The organism is Asticcacaulis tiandongensis (assembly GCF_006475605.1).
In the GTDB taxonomy this organism is placed as follows: Bacteria; Pseudomonadota; Alphaproteobacteria; order Caulobacterales; family Caulobacteraceae; genus Asticcacaulis; species Asticcacaulis tiandongensis.
In genome coordinates, this window is sequence record NZ_ML636837.1 from 73,109 (window position 1) to 98,030 (window position 24,922).

A 24,922-nucleotide genomic window follows, 5' to 3' on the forward strand; every position below is an offset into this window, starting at 1 on the left:
AAAGGAACATCTCACATGGCTAATCCGTTTGATCTCACCGGCAAGGTTGCCATAGTTACCGGCGGCAATAAGGGTCTGGGTCAGGGCATCGCCATCGCGCTGGCCGAGGCCGGTGCCGACATCGCCGTTGTGTCCACCCGTTCGGAAACCGAAACCGTCGATAAGGTAAAGGCACTGGGGCGTAAGGCCATCCATATCGCCGCTGATCTGACCTCAACCGAGCCTGTGGCCCGTATTCTTGAAACCACCCTCAAGGAACTGGGCGGGCTGGATATTCTGGTCAATAATGCCGGTATGATCCGCCGTAACGACAGTGTTGATTTCACCGAAGCCGACTGGGATGCGGTGATCGACCTCAACCTCAAGAGCGTCTTCTTCCTGTCGCAGGCCGCTGGCAAGCACTTCATCGCTCAGGGCCGTGGCAAGATCATCAATATCGCCTCCATGCTGTCCTTCCAGGGTGGCATTCGCGTGCCATCCTACACGGCCTCTAAGTCCGGTCTGGCCGGTGTCACCAAGCTTCTGGCCAACGAATGGGCGGCCAAGGGTGTAAACATCAACGCCATCGCTCCCGGCTATATGGCGACCGACAATACCGCCGCCCTTCAGGCCGACGAAGCCCGTAACAAGGCGATCCTCGACCGCATCCCTGCGGCACGCTGGGGTGAGCCGTCCGACATGGGCGGCGCGGCGGTGTTCCTTGCCTCTTCGGCATCGGATTACGTCAATGGTGCGATTATTCCGGTCGATGGTGGCTGGCTGGCGCGTTAATCAGAACAAGCTTCAGCTATTAAAAAACCCTCCGGTTCACACCGGAGGGTTTTTCTATTCTAGACGGCCTCGGCGACCCTGGCATATTCCTCGATCTGGTCGAAGTTCATGTAGCGGTAGACTTCGGAACCCTTGGCGTTCAGCACGCCCATATCGGCATGATATTCCTCAACGGTGGGCAGACGCCCGAGTTTCGAGGCAATCGCCGCCAGTTCGGCAGACGACAGGAAGACGTTGGAATTCTTGCCCAGACGGTTCGGGAAGTTACGTGTCGAGGTAGACACCACGGTCGCCCCTTCGCGCACCTGTGCCTGATTACCCATACACAGGGAGCAGCCCGGCATTTCCATACGCGCACCGGCCGTACCCAGGACGTTGTAGTGGCCTTCCTTGGTCAGTTCAGCGGCATCCATCTTGGTCGGCGGGGCGACCCACAGACGCGTCGGGATGTCCTTCTTGCCGTTCAGCAGCAAAGACGCCGCGCGGAAGTGGCCGATATTGGTCATGCACGAACCGATGAACACTTCGTCGATGGCCGTACCCTGAACCTCGGACAGAAGACGGGCATCGTCAGGGTCGTTCGGCGCGCACAGGATAGGCTCATTGATGTCGTTCAGGTCAATCTCGATGACATGGGCGTATTCGGCGTCCGTATCGGCCTCAAGGAGGTTCGGATTGGCCAGCCAGTTTTCCATCGCCTCGATGCGGCGTTGCAGGGTGCGGGCATCCTGATAACCGTCAGCGATCATGTTCTTCATCAGAACGATGTTCGAGGTCATATATTCGATGATCGGCTCAGGGTTGAGCTTAACGGTACAACCGGCTGCCGAACGTTCTGCCGAAGCGTCGGTCAGTTCAAACGCCTGTTCGACCTTAAGGTCAGGCAGGCCTTCGATTTCGAGGATACGCCCTGAGAAGGCATTGACCTTACCGGCCTTGGCGACCGTCAGCAGACCGGCCTTGATGGCATAGTAAGGGATGGCATGGACCAGATCACGCAGGGTGATGCCGGGCTTCATTTCGCCCTTAAAACGCACCAGAATGGATTCCGGCATATCGAGCGGCATAACACCGGTCGCGGCCCCGAAGGCCACAAGGCCCGAACCGGCAGGGAACGAAATCCCGATCGGGAAGCGGGTGTGCGAGTCACCACCGGTACCTACGGTGTCCGGCAGCAGCAGACGGTTAAGCCATGAGTGGATCACCCCGTCACCGGGACGTAAGGCCACGCCACCACGGTTCGAGATAAAGGTCGGCAGTTCGCGGTGCGTCTTAACGTCCACCGGCTTCGGATAGGCAGCGGTGTGGCAGAAGGACTGCATCACCAGATCGGCCGAGAAGCCAAGGCAGGCGAGGTCTTTCAACTCATCGCGTGTCATCGGGCCGGTTGTGTCCTGAGAGCCAACCGTCGTCATCTTGGGCTCGCAATAGGTCCCCGGACGGATACCCTGACCTTCGGGCAGGCCACAGGCGCGACCAACCATCTTTTGCGCCAGCGTAAAGCCTGCCGTCGAACCGGCGGGCGGCACGGGCAGACGGAAGGCCTCGGATGGGGCCAGACCGAGCGATTCACGGGCCTTGGCCGTGAGCGAGCGCCCGATGATCAGGTTGATACGGCCACCGGCCTGAACCTCATCGAGGATGACGTGGGATTTCAGGGCAAATTCGGCGACCGTCTGACCGTCTTTTTGCACCTTGCCTTCGTAGGGGTAAATATCGATGACATCGCCCATATTGAGCGCGGTCACATCGACTTCGATCGGCAGGGCACCGGAGTCTTCCTGCGTATTGAAGAAGATCGGCGCGATCTTGCCACCAAGGGTCACACCGCCGAAGCGCTTATTGGGTACGAAAGGAATGTCCTCACCCGTCGCCCAGATCACCGAATTGGTCGCCGACTTACGCGACGAGCCGGTACCGACCACATCGCCGACATAGGCCACCAGATGGCCCTTGGCCTTGAGGTCTTCGATGAACTGGATCGGGCCGCGCTTGCCGTCTTCCTCAGGCGTAATGCCGTCACGCTTGTTCTTGAGCATCGCCAGATAGTGCAGCGGAATGTCAGGGCGCGACCATGCGTCCGGTGCAGGCGACAGGTCATCGGTATTGGTTTCGCCGGTGACTTTGAAAACGGTGACGGTGATCTTGTCGGCCACCTTGGGGCGCGAGGTGAACCATTCGGCATCGGCCCATGACTGTACCACCGCTTTGGCGTTGGCGTTGCCGCCCTTGGCCAGTTCCGACACGTCATGGAAGAAGTCGAACATCAGAAGCGTCTTCTTGAGGGCTTCAGCGGCAATCGTGCCGACAACAGCGTCCGTCAGAAGGTCGATCAGCGGCTTAACATTATAGCCACCGACCATCGTCCCCAGAAGCTCGGTCGCGCGTTCGCGGCTGATCAGGGCTACCGGAAAATCACCATGCGCCACCGCCGACAGGAACGACGCCTTAACCTTGGCGGCATCGTCCACACCCGGCGGAACGCGGTAGGTAATCAGATCGAGCAGAAAATCCGCTTCGCCAGGCGGGTTCTTGATCAGTTCAATGACTTCAGCGGTTTGTTCGGCTGACAGGGCCAGCGGCGGGATGCCCAGCGCAGCACGCTCGGCAACATGTTCACGATAAGCGGAAAGCATGGATGGATATACCTTGGTGGGAGAATTATCTTTCACCGAGCCTCTAATGCAGATGCAGGCAAAAGCCTAGTGCCAGCAGCGAAAAAGACGACCGGACGGTGATTTATTTTTAATATCTGAATGACGAATTTCACATATGAAGCGGCGTTTTTTCTGTGACGCCGCCTATGCGCCCGCCCCCGCCGGCAGGGCCACTCTGGCCTCCGTCTCTGTCGGCAGAATGTCTGCCAGTTCGACATTGCGCAACAGGGTATCAATCAGCCTTGAAGGGTCAATCGGCTTGGTCAGGACATCATAGACGCCAATATCCGCCCAGGCCTGCATATGTTGCTCAAGGGCATTGGCGGTCAGGGCGACAACCGGCGTCTGACGATTAGGGCCATTGGTGTCACGCAAGGCCATGGTTGCTTCGATACCGCCCATGACCGGCATCTGCATGTCCATCAGGATCAGGTCAAAGGGCTGGTTCTGGGCAATCTCAAACGCCTCTGCCCCGTCACCAGCCATGACACATTCCCAGCCCAGTGGCTGAATGAACAGGGAGACGATGCGCCGGTTGACTTCATGATCGTCGACAATGAGCACACGGCGTTTCGCAGGCGTTGCGACGGCTTCGGGTACGGTTTCCACCTCATCACCCGCCTCGCCGGTATCGGCCATCTCATAAGGCAGGATCAGGCAGAAGGTAGAGCCCTGACTTTCGACGCTGGTCACTTCGATTTCACCGCCCATAAGCTGTGCCAGACGCCGCGATATGGTCAGGCCCAGCCCCGTCCCGCCAAACCGGCGGGTGGTCGTGCTTTCGGCCTGCTCGAAGCTTGAGAAAATATGCTCAAGGCGGTCTGCGGCAATACCGATGCCTTCGTCACTGACCTCAAAGCGCAACCAGCCGCCTTCGCAGGATATTTTCAGCCGGATGGTGCCGTGCGGCGTAAATTTAATGGCATTGGACAACAGGTTGAACAATATCTGACGCAAACGCAGAGGGTCGGTCATGATAAAGGGCGCCAGTTCCGCCGCCTGAATGACCTCAAGCTTGAGGCGCTTTTCACGCAGTTGCGGTGTCCACAAACGCACCAGTGCCCGCACCATGGCCTTAAGGTCAAGCGGGGCCTTTTCGACCGTCATGCGTCCGGCTTCGATCTTCGACAGATCAAGCACGTCATTGACCAGCCCCAGAAGCACTTCGCTTGATTGGGTCAGGAGGCTGACATGCTCTTTCTGCTGGTCACTGAGCGAGGTCCGACGCAGCAGATTGGCCGCCGAGACCACAGCATTCATGGGCGTGCGGATTTCATGGCTCATGACCGCCAGAAAGGTCGATTTGGCTTCACTGGCTTTTTCAGCAATCGTGCGTGCTTCCTGAAGATCGCGCATGGCCTGACTCGATTGCCGCACGGCCAGCGCCAGATTGGCCAGAAACACGATGGTGCCGATATTGACCATCAGCAGGCTCCAGCGGTGGGCTCCGTGATCAAAGATCGCTGAAATCGAAGGTAAAATTAGCAGATAAAGCGCATGCGGCACGACCGCCGCAAACAGAAGGCGCTTTTTGGGATACATCTGCATACTGACATGCAAAAGCGCGCCGCAGATGGCGATGACCGCAAACAACCGCCCCTCTTCGCCACCTAAAAACCATGTATAGGCCGCCATTGAGGAAAAGATGATGACGCTCACCGCCACAGAAACGATCAGGCGGATTTCCAGCGGCCGGTGAGGTTGGCGGTTGAGCGCCAGACATTCGGCGAACAGGCGCTGATCGATAATTTGCGAGATGAAATAGATACCGATCCAGATCAAAGGCCAGACGGAGGGATGCAGCAACATCGCCGTAAAGCACACAAAACCAGCCAGTATCATGCGCGTGACAAAGCCACGCACACGGGAAGCGGCAATAGTGGTAAATCCGTTCGGAACCATATCCATCCTTCGTTGCGGCTGAGAATAGACCGCAAAGTTTAAGGATTGGCTGCGTAACAGGCTGAAAAAAGTCTTAACTGACGATCTTGTCTACCGTGTCGCGGGTCACCTGATGATAGCCGGGGCGGGCCTTGGCATAGACTCTGCGGGCCATTTCCACGCCCCAGCCCGGTTGCGCCATAAGTTCCGTATACAGAGGGGCAATGAATTTACGCCGCCCCTGCGTGGTCAGGAAGGTTTCCAGAGACGGCAGGGCGGGTTCATAATGGCGCGCAATAGCGACCTTAAGCCAGGCAAAGCGGATTTCCGAATTGCCGCTATTGGTGAAATTAAACGCCTTATCGAGCGCCTCCATCTGATTTTCACTCAAATCCGAGGGCAGGGATTTGAGGAAATGCAGCCAGGCCTGCGTCTCCCAGTCAGAGGTGCGCAGCATGTCAGGTTCCACGCCCTGAGAAAAGGCTGCCGCCTCCCCCTCAACCAGTTTCAGGACACGCGACACAGGGGCCACCGCATTATCCGGCAGGCCCGGTTCATAGAGCCATGCCTGTATCTGAAGGCGGTCTTCCAGCGCCCGGTCATTTCGCAACAGATGTTCCCGCAAATCGGCCAGAAACGCCTCTGTGGTCATGCTTTTGAAGGCGTAGCGCTCGAAATAGCCTTTGAGGTAGGCATCCAGACGCTGACGGCCAAACTGCGCCTCAAGCATACGCAGGAAGGCGGCACCCTTTTCGTAAGGTACCTCGGAAAAACCTTCGTCAGGATGACGGCCCTTAAGACGAATATGCAGCTTTTGCAGCTCTTTTTCCTTAAGACCGGAAAGGGTTTCCTGTAGCTCGGCATAGCCCAGAGCCTGAAGCATCAGGGCGCGTTCCTTGCCGTATATTTCTTCCATGATGCGGTTTTCGAAATAGACGGTGAACCCTTCATTGAGCCAGAAATCATCCCAGGTGCCGTTGGTCACGAGATTGCCCGACCAGGAATGGGCCAGTTCGTGCGCAATCAGCGACACCAGAGATTTATCACCGGCCAGTATGGTAGGGGTGGCAAAGGTCAGGCGCGGATTTTCCATGCCGCCATAGGGGAAGGACGGCGGCAGAACCAGCACGTCATAGCGGCCCCAGCGGTACGGGCCATAAAGCTTTTCGGCGGCCTCGAGCATCTTTTCCATGTCTTCGAATTCAGACGCCGCTGCGCGTATGGTCACGGGTTCGGCATAGACGCCCGTGCGTTTGCCGACATTTCTGAATTCAAGATTACCCACCGCCAGCGCGATCAGATAGGGCGGAATGGCCTCATCCATTTTGAAGCGATAGGCCCGCATCCCCGACTGTCCGGCGACCGCCTCACCGTCCGGTGTCAGCATGTCGGCGCTCATGACCGCCTTGAGGCCGCGCGGCACATTAATCGTGGCCGTGTAGGTCTGACGCACCATCGGGGAATCCTGTGTCGGAATCCAGGTGCGGGTCAGGATGGACTGGCCTTGCGAAAACAGGAACGGATGCTTGCCGCCCGCGGTCTGGGACGGCTCAAGCCATTGCAGGGCTTCGGTATCGGCCGTTGTCTGATAGCTGACAATGACCTTTTGTGCGCCTTGCGGCAGGTCGATAATCAGTGCGCTGCCCTTGACGGCATCGGCCTTGCCTATGCTGAATTTAAGCGGCGCACCAGACGCATCGGTGACCCGCAGAATATCCAGCGCCTTAATGTCGAGAATGACCTGACGGGCCGAGGCGTCGGTTTCCAGCGTCAGGGCCACCGTGCCTTTCAGCACCTTCGCCTTGAAATCGGCGGTCAGATTGAGATCAATATGGCGCACACGCGCCGTATTCGGTTTGGCATAGGAATGGACATCAACCGCCGCATTGGCCAGAACCAGCGGGCCGGAGCCCTCGGCAGGGGCGGGCTTTGAGGGCTGACAGGCGACCAGAAGCATAAACGACGCCAGAAGAGCAAAAAACACACCGGATCCGCACAAAAGAGGCCTGATCCTTATGTCGCTCATCTGTTCATCCCCAAAAAGTCATTTTTCGTATCCGTTACAACGCCAAAGGGCGCTAACCGATATCCATTGGGATACCAGTTAGCGCCCTTTGCGTCAAACCGTGGGGTCTGTTAGGCCTTTTGGGCGCGGCGCTTGAATTGTGCGCCTTCAGAACGGGCACCTACCGGCTCGGAATGATGGGCCGAATGATGGGCTCTCGGCTTGGTGTTGGTTTTCTTACCACCCGTGAATTTACGGGCCTTGTCCGGACGTCCGCGCGCTTCGGTGCGGCCACCGTCGTTACGCGAGTCCGTGCGCGTGCCTTCGTAACGGCCTTCCGTGCGGCCTTCAGGGCGACCTTCACCCGCCGCACGGGGCTTACGCTCACCGCGGTCTTCGAAGAAGCGTTGATCGCCGCGCGCATCGGATTTGAACGGCGCTTTTTTGAAAGGCTTGTCAGCCTTTGTGGGTGCCGGACGCTCAGCGGCCATCGGGTCGTAGCGTTCCTGACGCGGGGCGCGTTCGGCAAAAGGCTTGCCGCCGCCACGGCCTTCCCTGCGATCGTCGCGCTGCGGGCGGTCGTCACGGTTCGGGCGGTTCGGACGGTTGCGCGAACGCTTATGGACGCGCTCGGCATCAGGGTCCGTATGACGGGCTGATTTTTCAACGATGCGGTCAGGCGTCTTTGGCTTTTCTGTCTGGCCCGAAGCGGTGATAGCTTCGTCAAGAAGGTGCAGGCTCTTGTCCTTGCGACGGTCAAAAGACGGGATGGTCTGACGCGTAATGCGCTGAATGTCCTTCAGCAGCTTACGTTCATCGTCGGCCACCAGCGTGATCGAGATACCCGAACGACCGGCACGGGCGGTACGGCCGATACGGTGGACATAGGCTTCGGGGACGAACGGCAGTTCGTAGTTGATGACGTGGCTGACTTCGTCAACGTCGATCCCGCGCGCTGCGATATCGGTCGCCACAAGCGCGCGCACACGACCGGCGCGGAAGGCCTGAAGGGCGCGTTCACGCTGGCTCTGGTTCTTATCGCCGTGGATCGAGGCGGCTTCGATGGCACCGGCCTGAAGATAGGCGGCCACACGGTCAGCGCCACGCTTGGTGCGGGTAAAGATCAGGGTGCGGCTGAAGGCATCATCCGCATAAAGCTCGCTCAGGAGGGCGCGCTTGTACTTTTGTTCAACGAACATCACCTGCTGCGTCACCTTTTCGGCGGTGGTCGCTTCGGGGGTGATTTCAACACGCTTCGGGTCGGTCAGCAACTCAGAGGCCAGACCGGCAATTTCCTTAGGCATGGTGGCCGAGAAAAACAGGTTCTGACGACGGGCGGGCAGACGCGACGCGACCTGCTTGATCGGCTTGATGAAGCCCATGTCGAGCATCTGGTCGGCTTCATCGAGCACGAAATGCTCAACCGATTTCAGATCAATCGTCTTCTGTTCAATATGGTCAATCAGACGGCCCGGTGTCGCCACCAGAATATCCAGACCACCGGCCAGAGCCTTATATTGCGGGCCGTACTTCACGCCACCGAAGATGGTCGCGATCTGAAGGCCAAGGCCCTTGGAATAGGTCTTGAAGCTTTCGGCAATCTGGGTCGCCAGTTCGCGCGTCGGCGAAAGCACCAGCACGCGGCAGGTACGGGCGGCCGGCATCTGACGGTCGCTGAGGATATGGTGCAGGATCGGCAGGGCAAAGGCCGCTGTCTTACCGGTACCGGTCTGGGCAATACCCAGAAGGTCATGCTTTTTAAGCAAAACAGGAATAGCCTGCGCCTGAATAGGCGTAGGGGTGTGGTAACCCGATTTATCAAGGGTGGCCAACAAGGTGGCGCTCAGGCCAAGATCTTTAAACGTGCTCACGTGCGGCTTTCAAAAAGGCGTATAAAACGCTGCAAAAGAAAGGAGGAAGCGCGCAGGCGTAAACCTACGGCGGCGACCCCCGGCCCCGAATGTTCGGGGTGGTTAAGGGGTGAGGCCAGCGCGTGGTCTTAAGCTCTCGGATGTTGGTCTAAAGATAGCCGCGCCGAAGACATGGCGGGCATCTGACAAAGTCTGGCGGAATGGCTATAACTGAATAGCTGCCAATCCTCACGCGGCCAGACGGCAAGCAAAACTATTTTGCAACTGCGAAGACGAGCCTTCTGCGTCAGAACAGAGCAAAAGTCAAGCGCTTTCGAAATGGCGCCTTCACTCTTTTTCAGCGCTGCGCACGGTTTTCTGGCCATGCTTTAAAGCTTATTTCATTCCTTAGGCCTATAGAGGCCGCACACAGACTGGGGCGCATATGACCTCAGACATTAAGTTAAACAGGGAAAGCTTTTGTAAACCCTGTTGCGTATATAGTTTTTTATAGAAACTCAGGAAAACCTTCTCATGCCCGCACTCACTGAGCGGCCTGCATCAACGGTGATAAAAACCATAGCGACAGGGCATCGTGCTGCCCCTGCGCCAGATAGTGCCCCAGATAGTGCTGTTGAGATTATCCAGCCCTATGATCAGTTTATGAACCGGCGGGTCGAGCCACGTTTTGATTCTGACGCACGCGGCTGCCTTCTGTTCCTGTCACGCAGTGAGACCATCCCTTGTAAGATCGTCAACCAAAGTGCCTCAGGGGCGCAGGTTCTGTTTGACACCATCGGCGATGTGCCTGCCGAGCTTTGGCTGATCGACCTTGATTCAAATACCGCCAAACGTGGCAGCGCGGCCTGGAGCACCCCGCATAAGATGGGGTTAAAATTCAACCTCATCCAGCGGCTTAGCCTCACGGCCCCACGCCCGCCCAAGGTACCCGAAGACGTGTATCGCGCCTGGCTGAACCTTTCCGGCGCCAATATCCCAAAACCGGAGCAGGATGACGTTCTGTTTCTTGACTGATTTACAGATACAAAAAACCCCGCCGGAATACGACGGGGTTTTTTGTTGCGTGAGGCTTAAGGCTTACTTGACGCCCAGCTTCTTTTGCAGGTCCGACGATGAGGTCGTGTACTGGAAGCGCAGTTTCTTTTCAGGGAACACATAACGGAACACCTGCTGTGCCGCCAGCGCGCCTTCATGGAAGCCTGACAGGATGAGCTTCAGCTTGCCCGGATAATGGTTGATATCCCCGATAGCGAAAATCTGAGGCGTCGAAGTCTCGAACTTTTCGGTGTCCACCGGAATAAGGTTTTCATGCAGGTTGAGGCCAAAGTTTGCCACCGGCCCCAGCTTCATGGTCAGACCGAAGAACGGCAGGAAGGCGTCGGCTTCGACGTGAATTTCATTACCGTCATTGTCCTCAATGGTGACCGATTCCAGATTATGGCCGGTTTCACCCTTGAAGGCGGTGGCCTGACCGATGACCAGATCCATCTTGCCATCCGCCACCAGTTGACGCATCTGGGCCACGGTGTGCGGGGCGGCGCGGAAATCGTCGCGGCGGTGCACCAGCGTCAGGCGCTCAGCGATCGGAGCCAGATTGACCGTCCAGTCGAGCGCCGAGTCGCCCCCACCGGAAATGACCACGCGCTTGCCACGGAAGGCTTCCATCTTGCGCACAGCGTAATGCACGCCCTTACCGGCACCGATATTCTCAAAACCTTCGATACCGGGAATCGGTGGCTTTTTCGGCTGGAACGAGCCACCACCGGCGGCAATCAGGATCGTGCGGCCAATGATGGTCGTATTCTGATCGGTGGTTAGCTTCCACTTGATGGAACCATCTTCCTGCTCAAGCTTTTCGATAGCCACAGCCATTTCGCTTAAGTGATATTTGGCTCCGAACGGCTCGATCTGCTCGAGCAGGCGATCGGTAATCTGCTGACCGGTGATAATCGGCCAGGCCGGAATGTCGTAGATCGGCTTTTCCGGATAAAGTTCGGCGCACTGGCCGCCCACCTTATCGAGAATGTCCACCAGATGGGCCTTGATATCCAGAAGCCCCAGCTCAAACACAGCGAACAGCCCGACAGGCCCTGCGCCGATAATGATGGCGTCGGTTTCCCATGACTGTCCCGGCTCAAGGACTTCGATCCGCTCAGTGGGGGACGATGAAGGGCTGGTCTCGCTCATTTTTTTCTCCGAAACACTCACAGATTAGTTTTATTAAACAAAAGATGGCTTATATAAATGGCTTAACTGCCATTTGTTTAGATTTATCACATGTCCCGCGACCGTTTGCCGCCCCTGTCGGCGCTTCGAGTGTTCGAAGCCGCCGCCCGCCACGAAAGCTTCAAGCACGCGGCGGAGGAACTTTTTGTCACCCCCGGCGCTGTGTCGCAGCAGATTCGCCTGCTTGAAGAGCATGTGGGGGTTGAACTGTTTGTTCGCGATGGCCGTCGCGTCGTTTTGTCCGATGCCGGCCGCGCCTCTGCGCTGATTCTCAAAGAAGCCTTTGAAAAGATGTTCGAGGCGACGCGCGTGATGAAGCAAACCCAGCAAAAGGGCCGCGTGACCGTCTCGGCGGCCCCGAGCTTTACCGCCAAGTGGCTGATGCCGCGTCTGGGCGATTTCTCGCTGGCCAATCCCGATATTGATGTGTGGATCTCCGCCGACATGTCGCCGACCGATTTTGCGGTCTCCGACATCGATCTGGCGATCCGTTACGGCAACGGGAACTATAGCAACCTGCATGTCGAGCATCTGCTGGAAGAATCGGTCATTCCGGTCTGCTCGCCCGCCCTTTATGACGCCGCCCCGATCCGCAAGGCCGCCGATCTGGCGCACCACGTGCTTCTGCATGATATTTCCGCCGACACCGACCCGTCCTGCCCCGACTGGGCCATGTGGCTTAAGGCGCATGGCGTTGACGATGTCGATGCCGCGCGCGGCCCGCGCTTCAACCAGAGCCATATGGTCATTGAAGCCGCCGTTGCCGGTCGCGGCGTGGCGCTGGCCAAACGCACCATTGCCGAAGCCGACCTCAGGGCCGGACGCCTTAAGGTGCTGTTCAACGAAAAAGATGCGCCGGTAAGCTTTGGCTACTATCTGGTCTGGCCGCAGACCCGCGACCCGTCTCTGGCACAGACCCGTTTCATGGACTGGTTGCGCCAGCAGGCAAGCGGTGACACACCCGCCAGTGCGCGCACGCAGGACCGTCCGGTCTTTGCCGCGCAAAACATCTGACGGGGTATCAAGGCTCTGCATATTTACCTGTTTCAGCCTTCTGACCAGGGCGGAACGGGCAGGCCTTTTTCACGCAGGAATTCGGCGTTGAAAATCTTTGAGGCGTAACGGTTGCCATAGTCCGCCAGAATGGTGACGATAGTCTTGCCCGGCCCGAGGTCTTTGGCCAGCTTTATGGCACCGGCCACGTTCAGCGCCGATGAGCCGCCGACCACCAGACCTTCGTGGCGATCAAGGTCATAGAGCACCGGCAGCCATTCCTCATCACCTACGCGATAGCTGTAGTCCGGCGTAAAACCCTCAAGATTGGCCGTGATGCGGCCCTGACCGATACCTTCGGTAATTGAGCTACCTTCGGATTTCAGTTCACCAGTGGTGTAATAGCTATAGAGCGCCGCCCCGTAAGGGTCCGCCAGAGCGATCTTGATATCCGGATTAAAGCCCTTAAGACCCGCCGCGATACCAGCCAGAGTCCCGCCGGAACCGACCGCCGCAACAAAACCATCGACCTTGCCGCCGGTCTGTTCCCAGATTTCAGGGGCCGTGGCATCGATATGGGCCTGACGGTTGGCGACGTTATCAAACTGATTGGCCCAAATGGCCCCGCCGGCTTCGGTTTTCGCCAGTTCTTCAGCCAGACGGCCTGAATAGCGCACATAGTTGTCAGGGTTGGAATAGGGCACGGCATCAACCTCAATCAGTTGCGCCCCCAGAAGACGTATCGCGTCCTTCTTTTCCTGAGACTGGGTGCGCGGAATAACGATGACCGCCTTATAGCCCAGCGCATTGGCGACCAGCGCCAGACCGATGCCGGTATTACCCGCCGTCCCTTCGACAATGGTGCCACCGGGACGCAGCAGACCTTTGGCTTCGGCGTCACGGATGATCCACAGGGCGGCGCGGTCCTTGATAGACTGACCGGGATTTAGGAATTCGGCCTTGGCATAGATCTCACAGCCCGTTTGCTCGGACGGCCCCTTGAGCCGGATCAGCGGTGTATTCCCGATAAGATCAAGTACGGACTGAACGGTTTTCGCCACGCGAAGTCTCCTGTTGGAACGCCTAATTCTGACACATAGCTGTTGCGCTGTGTGCGCCCTATTGGATTTGCCTGACAATCCCAAACGATAGATTCTAATCGCGGGGTTTAGCCACACTTAAAGCCCTGAGTTGCGCCTTATAAGGCAGGGGTTTGCGCACGGTCAACGGCGGGGGAAAATATTTGAGAATCATTAGCATGACGTATAAAGCGCTTGTCGGGCCTTACCCGCCTGCCCTATAGCAGGGGCCGGTTCACGGTTTGGGATAATCTGGTTTCATGGCGGTCTTCACACCCGTATCACTTGAGGAAGCGCGCGATTTTCTGTCGGCCTATGATATAGGCACGCTGATCCACCTTGAGGGGATCGAAGAAGGCGTTTCAAATACCAATTTCAAGGTTGAAACCACCTCTGGCCTTTATGCGCTTACCCTTTTTGAAGCTGCCACCGATGAAAGCGCCCTGCCCTATTTCATGGACTATACGCTGCATCTCGATCAGAAGGGCTATCCTGCCCCCGGCCCGGCGGTGATGAAAAACGGCGCGACCATAGGTGAGCTTAATGGGCGCAAGGCCGCCCTGATCAAGTGGCTCCCCGGTCGATGGCCGCGCAACCCCGATGTGCGCCATGCAGCCTCAGCGGGTGAATATCTGGCCAAGCTGCACAAGGTCGGGGCCGATTTCCCGCAGGTGCGCGAAAACACCATGGGCATCGCCTATTGGGACGGCCTGATTGAGCGCTGTGAACCGAGAGCCGCACAATCGGCCCGCGCCGAAGCCATACTTGAGGACTTCCGCGCCGAAGTCTCATGGCTTAAGGCTCAGTGGCCGGACGATCTGCCCAAGGGCGCGATCCATGCCGACTATTTCACCGACAATGTGCTGATGAGCGATGAGGGTCAGGTGACGGGGGTCATCGACTATTATTATGCCTGCACCGATTCATACGCCTATGATCTGGCGGTATCGCTCAATGCCTGGGGCTTTACACCGGGCGGGCAGCCGATCCCTGAGATGATCTCGGCCTTTATTACGGCTTACAATGCCGAGCGTCCGCTGAGCGATGGCGAAATCGAAGCCCTGCCGTTGATGGCGCGGGGGTCGGCGGTGCGCTTTACCCTGACCCGCCTTTATGACCTGCTGAACCATGACCCAAGCTGGGTGGTGAAGCCCAAGGACCCCGAAGCCTTTTATCGCCGCCTCGAATATCATCGCGGGATTAAAAGCGGGCGGGAGTATTTTAGCCTTTAAGAAATCGGTCAATCGCTGCCACCACTTCGGGCTCATCGAGCATGGGCGCATGGCCCCTGTTGGCGATGGTGACCCCCTGACTGTCGGGATGTTCGGCCAGCATCCGGTCAAACGTCGCTGCTGACAACAGATCAGACAAGGCCCCGCGTATCACCAGAACCGGCGTGTGACCTATGCCTGCCCATAAGGGCCACAGGTCAGGCGCGACGGCATTGCTTTGCGGCTTGAGCCCTAAGGCGATGGCCGGATCATAGTCCGGCACGATACGCCCGTCTTTTGCCTTATAAGTGCGTTGCGCAAACGCCGCCCAGTCGTCTGGCCCGTAATCGGGAAAGGCTACGGCATTGATGGTTTCGGACGCTTTCGCCGCCGCATCCCATGTCTCAGCTGGCCCGCCCTTACCGGCATATCCGGCGATGCGCGCCAGACCTTCGGGGGCAATCTCAGGCCCGACATCGTTCAGCACCAGCCGCTCTATGCGCTGCGGCGCCAGGCTTGCCATGATCATGCCCATCAGCCCGCCCATAGAGGTTCCGATCACCGTCACCTTTTCGATCCCCAGATGATCCAGAAGGGCGAACATATCCGCGACATAGACCCCGAGAGTATAGCGCGCAGGCTCATTATCCCACGCGGATTGTCCCCGCCCGCGCTGATCCGGTACAATGACGCGATAGTCGGGCGACAGATGCGCCGCCAGATATCCGAAATCCCGATGGTTCCGCGTCAGCCCGTGCAGGCATAAAACAGGATGGCCGTTCTCTGACCCTGAGACCTGTGCGTACAACTCAAGTACGCCATCGGCGCTTTGGTAAGTCAGCGGTTTTGACATGGTCTTCCTCCGGAAAAGGTAAGCTTTGACCTATATTTCCATAGCGGCTTCCGCATGGAAATCCTATTTTTTGCAACCTAACTTTCCTCAGCGGCGGGTTGTCCGCGGACTATGTTTTTCAGGAGGTACCAATGGAAGGTATGGGTTGGATTGCGGCCATCATCATCGGGGCCATCGCGGGCTGGATAGCCGAGCAAATCATGAAATCGGATCAGGGCCTGTTCCTGAACATCATTCTGGGCATTATCGGCGCGGCTGTTGCCAATGGCCTGTTCTCGATCATCGGCGTAAGCTTCGGTGGTATTGTCGGCAATCTGGTGGCAGGCGTTATCGGTGCCTGTATCCTTATCGCCCTCAGCCGCATGATCCGTGGCAAGCGGGCTTAAAAGCGCTGAATAATGAAAAACATCCCCCTGCGACTCACGCATGGGGATGTTTTATTTTTCAGAAGTCAGGATAGGTTTCAACCACGCCATAGGTCTCAATCATTGTCCTGACGTCCGGTCGCGCCAGAACCCTTTTGCGCATCGCCTCCCTTTCAGCCGTCAGAACAGGCTGATGAGGCTGCGGCAGATTAATCTGGGCATAGGCCAGTGCCGCAGTCCTTGTGTCCGTGTGTTTCAGGGCCTCTATAAATGCCGCCGCCAATACGGCTTCGTCTCCGGCACATTCCAGCGCCCTTAAGGTCGGGCCTAATCCCTCTTTTTGATTTTTGGCTATGTGTTTTAGCGCCGCCTTCATCTGACCCTTGCGACCAAGCTGTCCGTAGGCGCAGGCCTTGATACTTTCGCGCACCATACGGCCATAGGAACTGACGGTTTTAGGCACAGGTTTGATTTCAGCCAGCGCCAGATCAGGCTTGCCCAGCGAGTCGTACAAACTCGCCAGATTAAGGCCCATGCTGACAGACGTGCCGGTTGTCGCCTGTTCAATATCCCGCGCCATTATCTGGGCGCCAACAGCCTCGACCTCCATGCCCTTGCTCAGGAACACATCAGACTGAAGATTATAGACCCACGGCAGATACTCGGTTTCATCGGTGTAGGCATCTTCGCCGACCTTCTCGAGAATAGTGTCTATGATCTCTCCGGCCTCAGTCACCTTTCCGGCCTCATAAAGGCTTGAGGCAAGGCGATAAACCGCCTGCATCTCATTTGGCTTCTCACCCACAAGTACCGTGTGGCGGATCAGATCGTTTTCCAGTGCCACCGCATAGTCAAAATCATCGGGACGCGCCTCGACGAAACGCCTGTACCTGCGGTCCATTCTGGTAACCTGTATCCGCCAGGGCGATGTGAACGGCAAAAGGGTCATCGCCTTTTCATCCTCGCCCTGATCCGCATAAAGCTTAAACAACGTAAACCAGAAAGTTTCGGATTCAAACGCCGGATCCTCTGAGCGATAATCGGCTACCCTCAGCGCCTCTAGTAACCGCCTTTGCCTGACCTTTTCGTCTTTGAAGTCGCCTGACAATTTCAACAGATTGAGAATATATTCACCGTTGATCTCATTCAGGTCGTTTGGGCGACCTTCAACATAGATGGTGAACGCGTCCACCGCCTCTTCCGGCTTTTCCAATGCCATAGATACGCGCGCCAAAAGGCGCCAATACAGGCCGTCACGTGCCTCAGGGGCTATTCGAGCGGCTTCCATAAGGGCCGCATAGGCCTTCTTGTGGTTACGCTCCGCCATCTCAATCTGGGCCAGCAGGTAATGGACGCGGTACTGATCCACGGGTTTCCAGCCGGCATAGGCATCCTCTTTGAGCACCTCAAGCAGGAACTCCCGCGCCCAGCCCGTATCCCCATAGGATACGGCCGACAGAGTCGCTCCAACGACACTATAGACCGTCAGTTCTTCTTCCGCTTCATCAGCGGCAGTCACTTCTGTGGAGACGTCAGATGCCGCAACGCCTGACGGTGCCCCCGCCACCACAGCCAGCGCCACAACCATGGCCGCAAGCCCCTTGATCGATTCCATTATGCCCGTTCCCCCCACTGCTACTTACAACCCACACTTACCACCACAAATAGCAAACGCATACCACCCTGCCCACTTAAGAATTTCATTTTCGGGAAATGAGATCAGGCACAAACCCTGCCCCTTTACCTTCCGTGATTTGACTTGAAACCGGTTTTGCGCTTTTAGCTGCACCCAGTTTTCCCTCAGGGCCATATCCCAAGTGCAAATTCAATTCACCCGCCGTTTCAGCATGGCGCACCGCCTGCTCGCCGACCGCACCTCAAAGTGCGCGACGCCGCATGGCCATAATGAATTTGTCAAAGTGACCCTTAAGCCCAAGGCGTCGGCTGCGGTGAAATGGGGACAGGCGAACTATGCCTTAAGCTTCGATGCCCTGAAACGTGACTGGCACCGCTTTGTCGATGAGGCGCTCGATCACGCTTTTCAACTCGGGGCAAACGATCCGCTGATTGGATTTTTTCAGACCCACGAACCGGACATCGTACCGCGCCTGCTGATCATTGACGGCGACCCGACCACCGAAGCCGTTGCGCTGGCGCTTTATTATAAGCTGAATGCCATTCTGGCCCGTCATGTGCCCGATTTTGAATGCGTGCGCTTCGAGATCGAGGAAACCCCGACCAACAGCGTCATACTGACGCCCGAAGACCTTGTGGACGGGCCGCAACTCGGTCAATGGTGTCACAGGGCCGATCTTAGCCTCAACGATCTCTCAGGTGCTGCATGAGCTTAACGACGCGTCTTGTCTTTGTCGAAGGTCTTCGCGTCGAAGCCGCCATCGGTATCTATGATTATGAGCACGGCCGCACCCAGCCCCTGATTATCGATGCAGAGGTCACTTTAGGGCTGCACCCGATTACCGGCCTGAAAGACACGTTCAACTATGAACTGTTTGGCCTCAGGGCCAAGGAAATCATCAGCGCCGGTCATATCAAGCTGGTGGAAACCTTTGCCGAAGATCTGGCTCAGGCGATCCTTGACGAAGCGGGTGTAAAGCGCGTGCATATCCGTGTCTCCAAACCCGAAGCCCTGAATGATGCCGATAAGGCCGGTTGTGCCGTTACCTTTGAGAAGGATCAATAAGCCGTGACGAAACGAAAGCTCGACCCCCGCCTCATCCCTTTTGTCAATTACGGCCTGTTGTTCTTTTTTCTGGCCACCGCAGGGTTCAGCGCTGTTTTAGCTATCACGCTGGTCTATCTGTTTCAGGACGACGCCAACGATCTGACGCGGGATCATTTCACGTTTCAGAAGCGCACCTTCTGGATCGGTATTCCTGTGTTGCTGATTACGGTCTTAAGCTTCCGTTTCGGCCTGCCCTATATGGGCTATGCGCTGGGGGCGGCTCTGTTCTTTTGGTCTATCGGGCGCAGCGTTGTCGGAGCCAACCACCTGTACCGCAACCGGCCCTATCCGACCCCTGAAAGTTATCTGGTCTGAGCCAGAACCGCTTTAAGGGCTGTGACCACCCGTGCCGGATCAGCATCCGTCATATCGGGAAACAGCGGCAGCGACAGGGTGCGCCGATAAAAGGCATCTGCGCCGGTTAAGGTGCGCTGACCCATCTGGCGCTCAACCCAATAGGGCTGACGATGCACCGGCACATAATGCACCTGTGTGCCAATGCCCTGTTCACGTAAACCGGACATGACCGCCGCCCGCGTCATACCGATGGTGTCGAAATCAATACTGACGGCCATCAGATGAAACGCGGCCTGACAGCCCTCGGCCTCAGGCGCATGGCTTAGGGGCAATTCGGCCTCGGCCAGCAAATCCCGATAAAGCCCCACCAGATGCCGGCGGCGTTGTATGAACCCTTTAAGTTTGGCGAGTTGTGCCACCCCTACTGCACAGTTGATATCCGGCAAGCGGTAATTAAACCCAAGCGCCTGCATCTCATAGACCCACGATCCGTTGTCGTCGCCGTCACCAAAGCCCAGTCCGGTGAAATGATCGGCCTGCCGCTCAAGACCATGACTGCGTAACTGACGTAAACGCGCGGCCAGTTTGGGATCGTTAGTGGTGATCGCCCCGCCCTCACCGGTCGTCAGGGTTTTAACCGGATGAAAGGAAAAACAGGCCATGTCCGACGCCACACCTGAGCCGACCGCCCCTTGCGGGCCGTGTGATCCCAGCGCATGACAGGCATCTTCGATAATAAAGGCGCGCTCTCCGGCACAGATTTCGGTCATCAGAGACAGATCAACGGTGCGTCCCGCATAATGCACCGGAATGACGCCGGCAAAACGATGGCCCTCAAGCCCTTGCACGACCGCCAGCGCTTCAAGGAAGCTTTCATCGGTCATCAGCCCTGTGTCGGGATCGACATCGGCGAAGACGACCTGCGCCCCGCAAAAGGCCACGGCATTGGCCGTCGCCACAAAGGTCAGGGACGGGACAATCACCACATCCTCAGGCGTCAGGTTTTGTGACAAGACCGCCAGATGCAGCGCCGCCGTCCCATTAGCCACCGCCACGGCTTCGTGCGCGCCTACGGTTTCGGCCAGTTCACGTTCGAAGCGCTCAACCCACGGCCCCGTCGTCAGAAAATCCGATCTCAGGGCAGCTATGACATGGTCGATATCGCTCCGATCAATCGACTGGCGGCCATAGGGTAAAAAATCCTCAGCCATGCGCCTATTCCAGATAGGCAGGCATGAGACGCCGGATACCTTCGGCATCGAGCCGTTCCGTGTTCAGGTCGCTGGCATAGGCGAAACCTTCCTCGACCTTGCGCACGCCCTTTAGGGTTTCGACCTTTGCCCGCGGATATTCATACAGGATAGGTTCGATCAGATAACGGTCCTCAAGTTCCCAGGTGGTGCGCGCATCATCGGCGCTGATCATGGCCTCATGCAGCTTTTCGCCGGGCCGGATACCAATAATTTTCTGGTTCAGGTCAGGGGCCATGGCGGTGGCCAGATCGGTCACCAGCGTCGCCGGTATTTTCGGCACAAACACTTCGCCGCCGCGCATGATCTCAAGGCTTGAGAGGACGAAATTGACACCCTGACTTAAGGATATCCAGAACCGTGTCATGCGCGGATCGGTAATCGGCAGCTCCGATGCCCCCTGTTTAATCAGCTTCTGGAAAAACGGCACGACGGAGCCACGCGAGCCCACGACATTGCCGTAACGGACGACCGAAAAGCGCGTGCCGATATCCCCCGACAGATTATTGGCCGCCGAAAAAATCTTGTCCGAGGCCAGCTTAGTCGCGCCATAGAGATTGACCGGCGAACAGGCCTTGTCGGTCGATAGCGCCACAACCTTCTGCACCCCGTTTTGCAGACAGGCCCAGACGACATTTTCCGCGCCGTTAATATTGGTGGCAATACATTCTGACGGATTATATTCTGCCGCTGGCACCTGCTTGAGGGCGGCGCCGTGGATCACAATATCCGCGCCGCGAAAGGCCATGACCAGCCTTTGGCGGTCACGCACATCACCAATAAAAAACCTCAGGCGTGCCAGCAAATCCGGTGGAAACTGTGCCTCAAGTTCGGCGCGCATTTCATACTGCTTAAGCTCATCACGCGAAAAGATGATGACCTTTTTCGGTGCATATCGCGTCAGGAGCGTCTGCACCATGCGCTTGCCAAACGATCCGGTACCACCGGTGATCAGCACCACCTTATCCTTTATCGGATCGGTTTGCGGGGCAAAGGTGCGTAAGAGGGCTTCGGTCATAGATACTCTGGTGACAGATTAAGCGGGTGGTGGGGATGGTGAGCCTAGCCGCTAAATGAAAGGTTAACGTGATTCCTTCCGCCGGATATCCCGCAAGGCTTCGGGAATAAGCACCCACGGTTCAAGGAAATAGCGCTGAAACAGCCGTTTGGGATCATGGAAAAAGCGCACCAGCCATTCCACACCCAACCGTCCGGCCCAGCGCGGCGGCGTATAGGTTGCGCCCGCCTCATAATCAAAGGCCCCACCGACCGGCAGGATGGCACAGTCAGGCAGCGCTTCGAGATTATTCAGAATCCACAGTTCCTGACGCGGCATTCCCATGCCCACCAGCAATATGTCCGGCTTTTTGGCCGCAATATCCGCCAGAACCTCTATATTTTCCGGCCCCGACATATCAAAATAGCCGTGCCGGACCTCAAGCTGTGCCTCAGGGTGGCGCGACATAATGGCTTGCCTTGCCGGTTCGGCATATTCCGGCGCGCCACCGAGATGATAGACCCGCCACCCATTGACTACGGCCCGCCGCCAGAAATCTTCGCGGAAATCGAGATAGGTCGACCGATGCGCCCGCGAGACCTCGTGCCCCAGCGCTTTTGCCCAGGCAATCATTGGCGTTGAATCAATCTCAATCAGATCAGCCTTAGCGTAAAAGGCGCGCATATCGGCCCGCCGCTTATAGAAATAGAGACTGTGCAGATTGTGATTGGCGACAATCGCCTGTTTCCGCTGCGCTACCGTTGCAGTGACAAAGTCCATAACCTGCTCAGGCGTCACGATATCGACGACGGCCCCCAGCAGAGGCAGACGTTCTATAGAGTAAGGGCGGCATGAGGTGTTCATGCCGCCCTTACTAGCATCAAAATGCTTTCAACCTTTTAACCGGATCAGGTCACCGGACGCAGGGTGATTTCCACGCGACGGTTCTTGGCGCGGCCATCGGCGGTCGAATTCGAAGCGATGGGTTGTTTTGAACCCTGACCGGCAACGTAGATACGCTGTGAGGCGACGCCACGGTTGACCAGATAGGACGCCGTTGAATTGGCACGGTTCTCAGACAGAGGCTGGTTGATCGCATCATTACCGCTAGAGTCGGCATGGCCAACAATATCAACATAGGTTGAAGGGTAACGGCTCAGAACATCAGCCACGTCATTCAGCACTGGATAGAAACGGGTGTCAATCGAAGCCGAATTGGTGGCAAAGGTCACATCGGACGGCAGGTTCAGGACGATATTGTCACCGTCACGGTTGACGTCAACACCGGAACCGGCCAGTTCACGGCGCAGTTCAGCCTGTTGCTTGTCCATATACTGGCCAATGCCTGCACCGGCCAGCGCGCCGATACCGGCACCGATGACGGCGTTCTTACGGCCTTGCTCACCCTTGTTGGTATTGGTCGCGTAGCCAAGACCAGCACCGGCAACCGCGCCGATAATGGCGTTGGTCTTGGTGTTGTCACGCACCACCTGACCGGTGTGCGGGTCGGTCGTCGTACAGGCGGCTGTCATAAGCGCGATGCCCGCCGCCGCAAAAAGAAATTTACGCATATGTGTTCTCCATAAAAATTGCAGCCCCCCGTCAGAATCAAAAATCTCTGCAGGGTCACAATGTCTTCAATATGCCTTCTAAGATGAACCTAAAATGAAGGCGATAAATAGCCAATGCTCACAAAATAAACACGGTATAAACAAACCATAAGACCCTTATGGGTCTCTTATTTAAACACGGGGTTTTTCATCAATGCGTTTGCAGCGCCAGACGGTTTGTGAATCCGGATTACCGGTAAGATAGCCCCGCGCCAGCGCTCTGACCTTTTTCAGGTTATCCTCGAGGGCCTGAGCCTGCGCCGCATCATTGCCCGATGCACAGCGCAAAGCCCCAAGGGCGGTGCGTTGCGCCACATAGGTGCGATAGGCCGTCGCCTCCAGCCGGTAATCACTGCGTTTGAACGTCTGCCCGTCCTTTGAAAGCTCAAGCTTCGCCGCGACGGGTTCTGAGTCTGACACCGTATAGCGCAGTAAACTCCCGTCCCCCTGACGCTCATAGGGGGTGCGCCCGTTAACACAGGCACGCGAGCCATCAAACTCGAATTCAATTGGCCCGGCATCGCTCAGGGGGCGGTATGACGCGGCGACATCCACCTCACAACTGAGGCGAAGGGCGGTCGCAGGGTGCGTCACAATGGCTTCAGGCTTCGGCACGGTCAGACGCTTATAGATCGGACTCTCGCGGAACAGGAACCCAAGCGCCAGCAACACCACTGCCGCCGCCAGCACCAGCCAGCCCCACGGGAAGGGCGGCTTGAAACGATGACGCTCATGCAGTGCCTTACGTAAGGTGAGTGGTGCGTCTTCGGTATGTGGATGACCGGGCACAGGCATATCGCCACGCTCCCGATGATGGCGGCGCTGAATGATCAGCCAGATCAGGATCAGCACCAGCACCGACAAAAGTACCAGTGCCGCCAGTTGCAACTGATCCATCAGGGCGTTCATCTGCTCGGCCTTGCGCTGCTCCTCAAGCCGCTTGAGCTGGGCTTCCTGAACAATCGCCAGTGCGCGGCTCAGGTCATCGTCCTTGACGATCTCATCGGCGGTACGGGCATAGCAGGGATCGGTCGTCGTCAGGGGCTTGAGGCCCGCTGAGGACAGGAATGTATTAAGTGCGGCGACATGGGTAGCAACATATTGCCCGGCGGGTACGTCCATATCGCCGGTTTCCGACAAGGTCGAGGCCGCTGACCAGGTATTGACGCCCACGACTTGACCACACTCATCCAGAAGCGGCCCGCCGGAATTGCCCGGATTGATCGGAGCGGTATGAAACAGCGTATCCACACGGCTGCCGTCAGGATTGGTTGAGGCAAACAGGGCAATAGACCCCTGAGTGACGTAGGCGTCCGCCGGTTCGAGCAGTTCTAACCCGCCACGCTTCAGAAGACGGTCGGTTACCCCCGGATAACCCATGGCGACAATGCGCTGGTTTTTTTGCGGCGTCAGCGACAGGGTCAGGGGATCAATCTCAAGGCCATCGGCGCGCAGCAGCGCCAAATCACCCTCAACCCACTGACGGACAAGCTTGACCTGACGGTAGGGGCTACGTGCATCCTTATGCGGCACAATATAGATTTCGGATGAGGTCGCTTCGGGCGGGGTTTCAATCACATGATAGTTGGTGACAATATATCCGGGCGCGACGACGAAGCCTGAGCCCATGCCCACGGCCTCAAGTGGCACACCGCCATAGCCGCGATAAACCACCAGAACCCGCACCACTGCCTGTTCGGAATGTTTCAGCGCTTCGGTGGAATTGACCGGTTGCAGGGCCGGATCAAGGCCCTCGATGACCATATTGCCCGATGCGGGTTCATCCGGCAGGAACTGCGCCGACACCGGCAGGGCCACAAGCATGGCGGACACAGCTAAGCACACCGCTGAAAGCAGGCTGATGGCACTTCGTCTATCCAAAATAATCCGTCTGTGACTGTCTATGTGGCCGCCCACGCGCCCAAACCCCTTGAACCGATATGCCGCCTATCTCAACTATGACCGGGCGGGCCATGCAACTAAAATCCACAGCAAAGCCTATATCAGACGCCATGTGTGATACAATTGCGCATATTACATATCCGGACACATATCTGGCTGCGGCATAATAGCACCCTGACAGCCTTCTGGCTCATAAGCCGTTTTCCTTTTG

21 protein-coding genes are annotated in these 24,922 nt (G+C 57.2%); 8 read left to right on the top strand and 13 right to left on the bottom strand.

Annotated elements, in window-relative coordinates; genetic code table 11:
- Positions 1-15: 15 nt before the first annotated feature.
- Positions 16-771, top strand: coding sequence for a 2-dehydro-3-deoxy-D-gluconate 5-dehydrogenase KduD (gene kduD / locus E5201_RS00375; protein WP_140984021.1), 756 nt, complete (start codon positions 16-18; stop codon positions 769-771).
- Between the two features lie 59 nt (positions 772-830).
- Here the strand turns inward: kduD and acnB are convergent, their stop codons facing one another.
- From acnB to E5201_RS00395, 4 genes are all read right to left on the bottom strand, one after another.
- A complete protein-coding gene (gene acnB, locus E5201_RS00380) occupies positions 831-3,407 on the bottom strand; it encodes a bifunctional aconitate hydratase 2/2-methylisocitrate dehydratase (protein ID WP_140984022.1) in 2,577 nt (858 codons plus the stop codon).
- Positions 3,408-3,572: 165 nt separating this feature from the next.
- Entirely contained in the window at positions 3,573-5,330 is a 1,758-nt protein-coding gene (locus E5201_RS00385) for an ATP-binding protein (protein WP_181404493.1), read from the bottom strand.
- Positions 5,331-5,403: 73 nt separating this feature from the next.
- On the bottom strand, positions 5,404-7,293 hold the full coding sequence (locus E5201_RS00390) for a M1 family metallopeptidase (protein WP_246050337.1): 1,890 nt from the start codon (positions 7,291-7,293) through the stop codon (positions 5,404-5,406).
- A gap of 152 nt (positions 7,294-7,445) precedes the next feature.
- Entirely contained in the window at positions 7,446-9,185 is a 1,740-nt protein-coding gene (locus E5201_RS00395; protein ID WP_140984025.1) for a DEAD/DEAH box helicase, read from the bottom strand.
- Between the two features lie 513 nt (positions 9,186-9,698).
- Here E5201_RS00395 and E5201_RS00400 point away from each other — a divergent pair.
- Positions 9,699-10,199 carry a hypothetical protein gene (locus E5201_RS00400; RefSeq protein WP_140984026.1) on the top strand — a complete coding sequence of 167 codons (501 nt, stop codon included), beginning with the start codon at positions 9,699-9,701 and terminating at the stop codon, positions 10,197-10,199.
- Positions 10,200-10,262: 63 nt separating this feature from the next.
- On the opposite strand, the gene E5201_RS00405 is transcribed toward E5201_RS00400, so the two are convergent.
- Positions 10,263-11,372 carry an NAD(P)/FAD-dependent oxidoreductase gene (locus E5201_RS00405; protein WP_140984027.1) on the bottom strand — a complete coding sequence of 370 codons (1,110 nt, stop codon included), beginning with the start codon at positions 11,370-11,372 and terminating at the stop codon, positions 10,263-10,265.
- 90 nt (positions 11,373-11,462) lie between these two features.
- Between E5201_RS00405 and gcvA the strand changes: the two genes are divergently transcribed.
- Positions 11,463-12,425 carry a transcriptional regulator GcvA gene (gcvA, locus tag E5201_RS00410; RefSeq protein WP_140984028.1) on the top strand — a complete coding sequence of 321 codons (963 nt, stop codon included), beginning with the start codon at positions 11,463-11,465 and terminating at the stop codon, positions 12,423-12,425.
- 32 nt (positions 12,426-12,457) lie between these two features.
- Here the strand turns inward: gcvA and E5201_RS00415 are convergent, their stop codons facing one another.
- Positions 12,458-13,465 carry a cysteine synthase A gene (locus tag E5201_RS00415; protein ID WP_140984029.1) on the bottom strand — a complete coding sequence of 336 codons (1,008 nt, stop codon included), beginning with the start codon at positions 13,463-13,465 and terminating at the stop codon, positions 12,458-12,460.
- A gap of 278 nt (positions 13,466-13,743) precedes the next feature.
- Between E5201_RS00415 and E5201_RS00420 the strand changes: the two genes are divergently transcribed.
- Positions 13,744-14,715, top strand: coding sequence for a homoserine kinase (locus E5201_RS00420; RefSeq protein ID WP_140984030.1), 972 nt, complete (start codon positions 13,744-13,746; stop codon positions 14,713-14,715).
- Here the strand turns inward: E5201_RS00420 and E5201_RS00425 are convergent.
- Positions 14,705-15,547 (bottom strand): alpha/beta fold hydrolase, encoded by an 843-nt coding sequence (locus E5201_RS00425; RefSeq protein ID WP_140984031.1) that lies wholly within the window; start codon positions 15,545-15,547, stop codon positions 14,705-14,707. The genes E5201_RS00420 and E5201_RS00425 overlap by 11 nt on opposite strands.
- A 131-nt stretch (positions 15,548-15,678) precedes the next feature.
- On the opposite strand from E5201_RS00425, the gene E5201_RS00430 reads away from it, so the two are divergent.
- A complete protein-coding gene (locus E5201_RS00430) occupies positions 15,679-15,933 on the top strand; it encodes a GlsB/YeaQ/YmgE family stress response membrane protein (protein WP_140984032.1) in 255 nt (84 codons plus the stop codon).
- Between the two features lie 58 nt (positions 15,934-15,991).
- On the opposite strand, the gene E5201_RS00435 is transcribed toward E5201_RS00430, so the two are convergent.
- Positions 15,992-17,527, bottom strand: coding sequence for a hypothetical protein (locus E5201_RS00435; protein WP_140984033.1), 1,536 nt, complete (start codon positions 17,525-17,527; stop codon positions 15,992-15,994).
- Between the two features lie 202 nt (positions 17,528-17,729).
- Here E5201_RS00435 and E5201_RS00440 point away from each other — a divergent pair, with 202 nt between their 5' ends.
- The 3 genes from E5201_RS00440 to E5201_RS00450 are packed head-to-tail and all read left to right on the top strand — an operon-like array spanning position 17,730 to position 18,970.
- Positions 17,730-18,257: a 6-pyruvoyl trahydropterin synthase family protein gene (locus E5201_RS00440; RefSeq protein ID WP_140984034.1), complete on the top strand. Its 528-nt coding sequence runs from the start codon at positions 17,730-17,732 to the stop codon at positions 18,255-18,257.
- On the top strand, positions 18,254-18,613 hold the full coding sequence (locus tag E5201_RS00445; RefSeq protein ID WP_140984035.1) for a dihydroneopterin aldolase: 360 nt from the start codon (positions 18,254-18,256) through the stop codon (positions 18,611-18,613). The genes E5201_RS00440 and E5201_RS00445 overlap by 4 nt, the downstream gene beginning before the upstream one ends.
- A 3-nt stretch (positions 18,614-18,616) precedes the next feature.
- Entirely contained in the window at positions 18,617-18,970 is a 354-nt protein-coding gene (locus E5201_RS00450; protein ID WP_140984036.1) for a hypothetical protein, read from the top strand.
- On the opposite strand, the gene pseC is transcribed toward E5201_RS00450, so the two are convergent.
- The 5 genes from pseC to E5201_RS00475 all read right to left on the bottom strand — a co-directional run bounded on the left by pseC (position 18,958) and on the right by E5201_RS00475 (position 24,633).
- Positions 18,958-20,163, bottom strand: a complete 1,206-nt coding sequence (pseC, locus tag E5201_RS00455) for a UDP-4-amino-4,6-dideoxy-N-acetyl-beta-L-altrosamine transaminase (protein ID WP_140984037.1) — start codon at positions 20,161-20,163, stop codon at positions 18,958-18,960. The two genes, E5201_RS00450 and pseC, sit on opposite strands and share 13 nt — an antisense overlap.
- Positions 20,164-20,167: 4 nt before the next feature.
- The gene (gene pseB / locus E5201_RS00460) at positions 20,168-21,220 is read right to left on the bottom strand and encodes a UDP-N-acetylglucosamine 4,6-dehydratase (inverting) (RefSeq protein WP_140984038.1); all 1,053 of its coding nucleotides are present in this window, start codon (positions 21,218-21,220) and stop codon (positions 20,168-20,170) included.
- A 63-nt stretch (positions 21,221-21,283) separates the two neighbouring features.
- Positions 21,284-22,063: a WecB/TagA/CpsF family glycosyltransferase gene (locus tag E5201_RS00465; protein WP_246050338.1), complete on the bottom strand. Its 780-nt coding sequence runs from the start codon at positions 22,061-22,063 to the stop codon at positions 21,284-21,286.
- Positions 22,064-22,107: 44 nt separating this feature from the next.
- On the bottom strand, positions 22,108-22,770 hold the full coding sequence (locus tag E5201_RS00470; protein WP_140984039.1) for a YiaD family glycine zipper/OmpA-like lipoprotein: 663 nt from the start codon (positions 22,768-22,770) through the stop codon (positions 22,108-22,110).
- A gap of 171 nt (positions 22,771-22,941) precedes the next feature.
- Positions 22,942-24,633 (bottom strand): S1C family serine protease, encoded by a 1,692-nt coding sequence (locus E5201_RS00475; protein ID WP_181404517.1) that lies wholly within the window; start codon positions 24,631-24,633, stop codon positions 22,942-22,944.
- Positions 24,634-24,922 lie beyond the last annotated feature (289 nt).

Bases quoted from the DNA above. Each gene is read 5' to 3' on its own strand.
- kduD (WP_140984021.1), top strand. From the start codon at position 16: ATGGCTAATCCGTTTGATCTCACCGGCAAGGTTGCCATAGTTACCGGC.
- acnB (WP_140984022.1), bottom strand. From the start codon at position 3,407: ATGCTTTCCGCTTATCGTGAACATGTTGCCGAGCGTGCTGCGCTGGGC.
- E5201_RS00385 (WP_181404493.1), bottom strand. From the start codon at position 5,330: ATGGTTCCGAACGGATTTACCACTATTGCCGCTTCCCGTGTGCGTGGC.
- E5201_RS00400 (WP_140984026.1), top strand. From the start codon at position 9,699: ATGCCCGCACTCACTGAGCGGCCTGCATCAACGGTGATAAAAACCATA.
- E5201_RS00405 (WP_140984027.1), bottom strand. From the start codon at position 11,372: ATGAGCGAGACCAGCCCTTCATCGTCCCCCACTGAGCGGATCGAAGTC.
- gcvA (WP_140984028.1), top strand. From the start codon at position 11,463: ATGTCCCGCGACCGTTTGCCGCCCCTGTCGGCGCTTCGAGTGTTCGAA.
- E5201_RS00420 (WP_140984030.1), top strand. From the start codon at position 13,744: ATGGCGGTCTTCACACCCGTATCACTTGAGGAAGCGCGCGATTTTCTG.
- E5201_RS00425 (WP_140984031.1), bottom strand. From the start codon at position 15,547: ATGTCAAAACCGCTGACTTACCAAAGCGCCGATGGCGTACTTGAGTTG.
- E5201_RS00430 (WP_140984032.1), top strand. From the start codon at position 15,679: ATGGAAGGTATGGGTTGGATTGCGGCCATCATCATCGGGGCCATCGCG.
- E5201_RS00435 (WP_140984033.1), bottom strand. From the start codon at position 17,527: ATGGAATCGATCAAGGGGCTTGCGGCCATGGTTGTGGCGCTGGCTGTG.
- E5201_RS00445 (WP_140984035.1), top strand. From the start codon at position 18,254: ATGAGCTTAACGACGCGTCTTGTCTTTGTCGAAGGTCTTCGCGTCGAA.
- pseC (WP_140984037.1), bottom strand. From the start codon at position 20,163: ATGGCTGAGGATTTTTTACCCTATGGCCGCCAGTCGATTGATCGGAGC.
- pseB (WP_140984038.1), bottom strand. From the start codon at position 21,220: ATGACCGAAGCCCTCTTACGCACCTTTGCCCCGCAAACCGATCCGATA.
- E5201_RS00465 (WP_246050338.1), bottom strand. From the start codon at position 22,063: ATGAACACCTCATGCCGCCCTTACTCTATAGAACGTCTGCCTCTGCTG.
- E5201_RS00470 (WP_140984039.1), bottom strand. From the start codon at position 22,770: ATGCGTAAATTTCTTTTTGCGGCGGCGGGCATCGCGCTTATGACAGCC.
- E5201_RS00475 (WP_181404517.1), bottom strand. From the start codon at position 24,633: ATGCTTGTGGCCCTGCCGGTGTCGGCGCAGTTCCTGCCGGATGAACCC.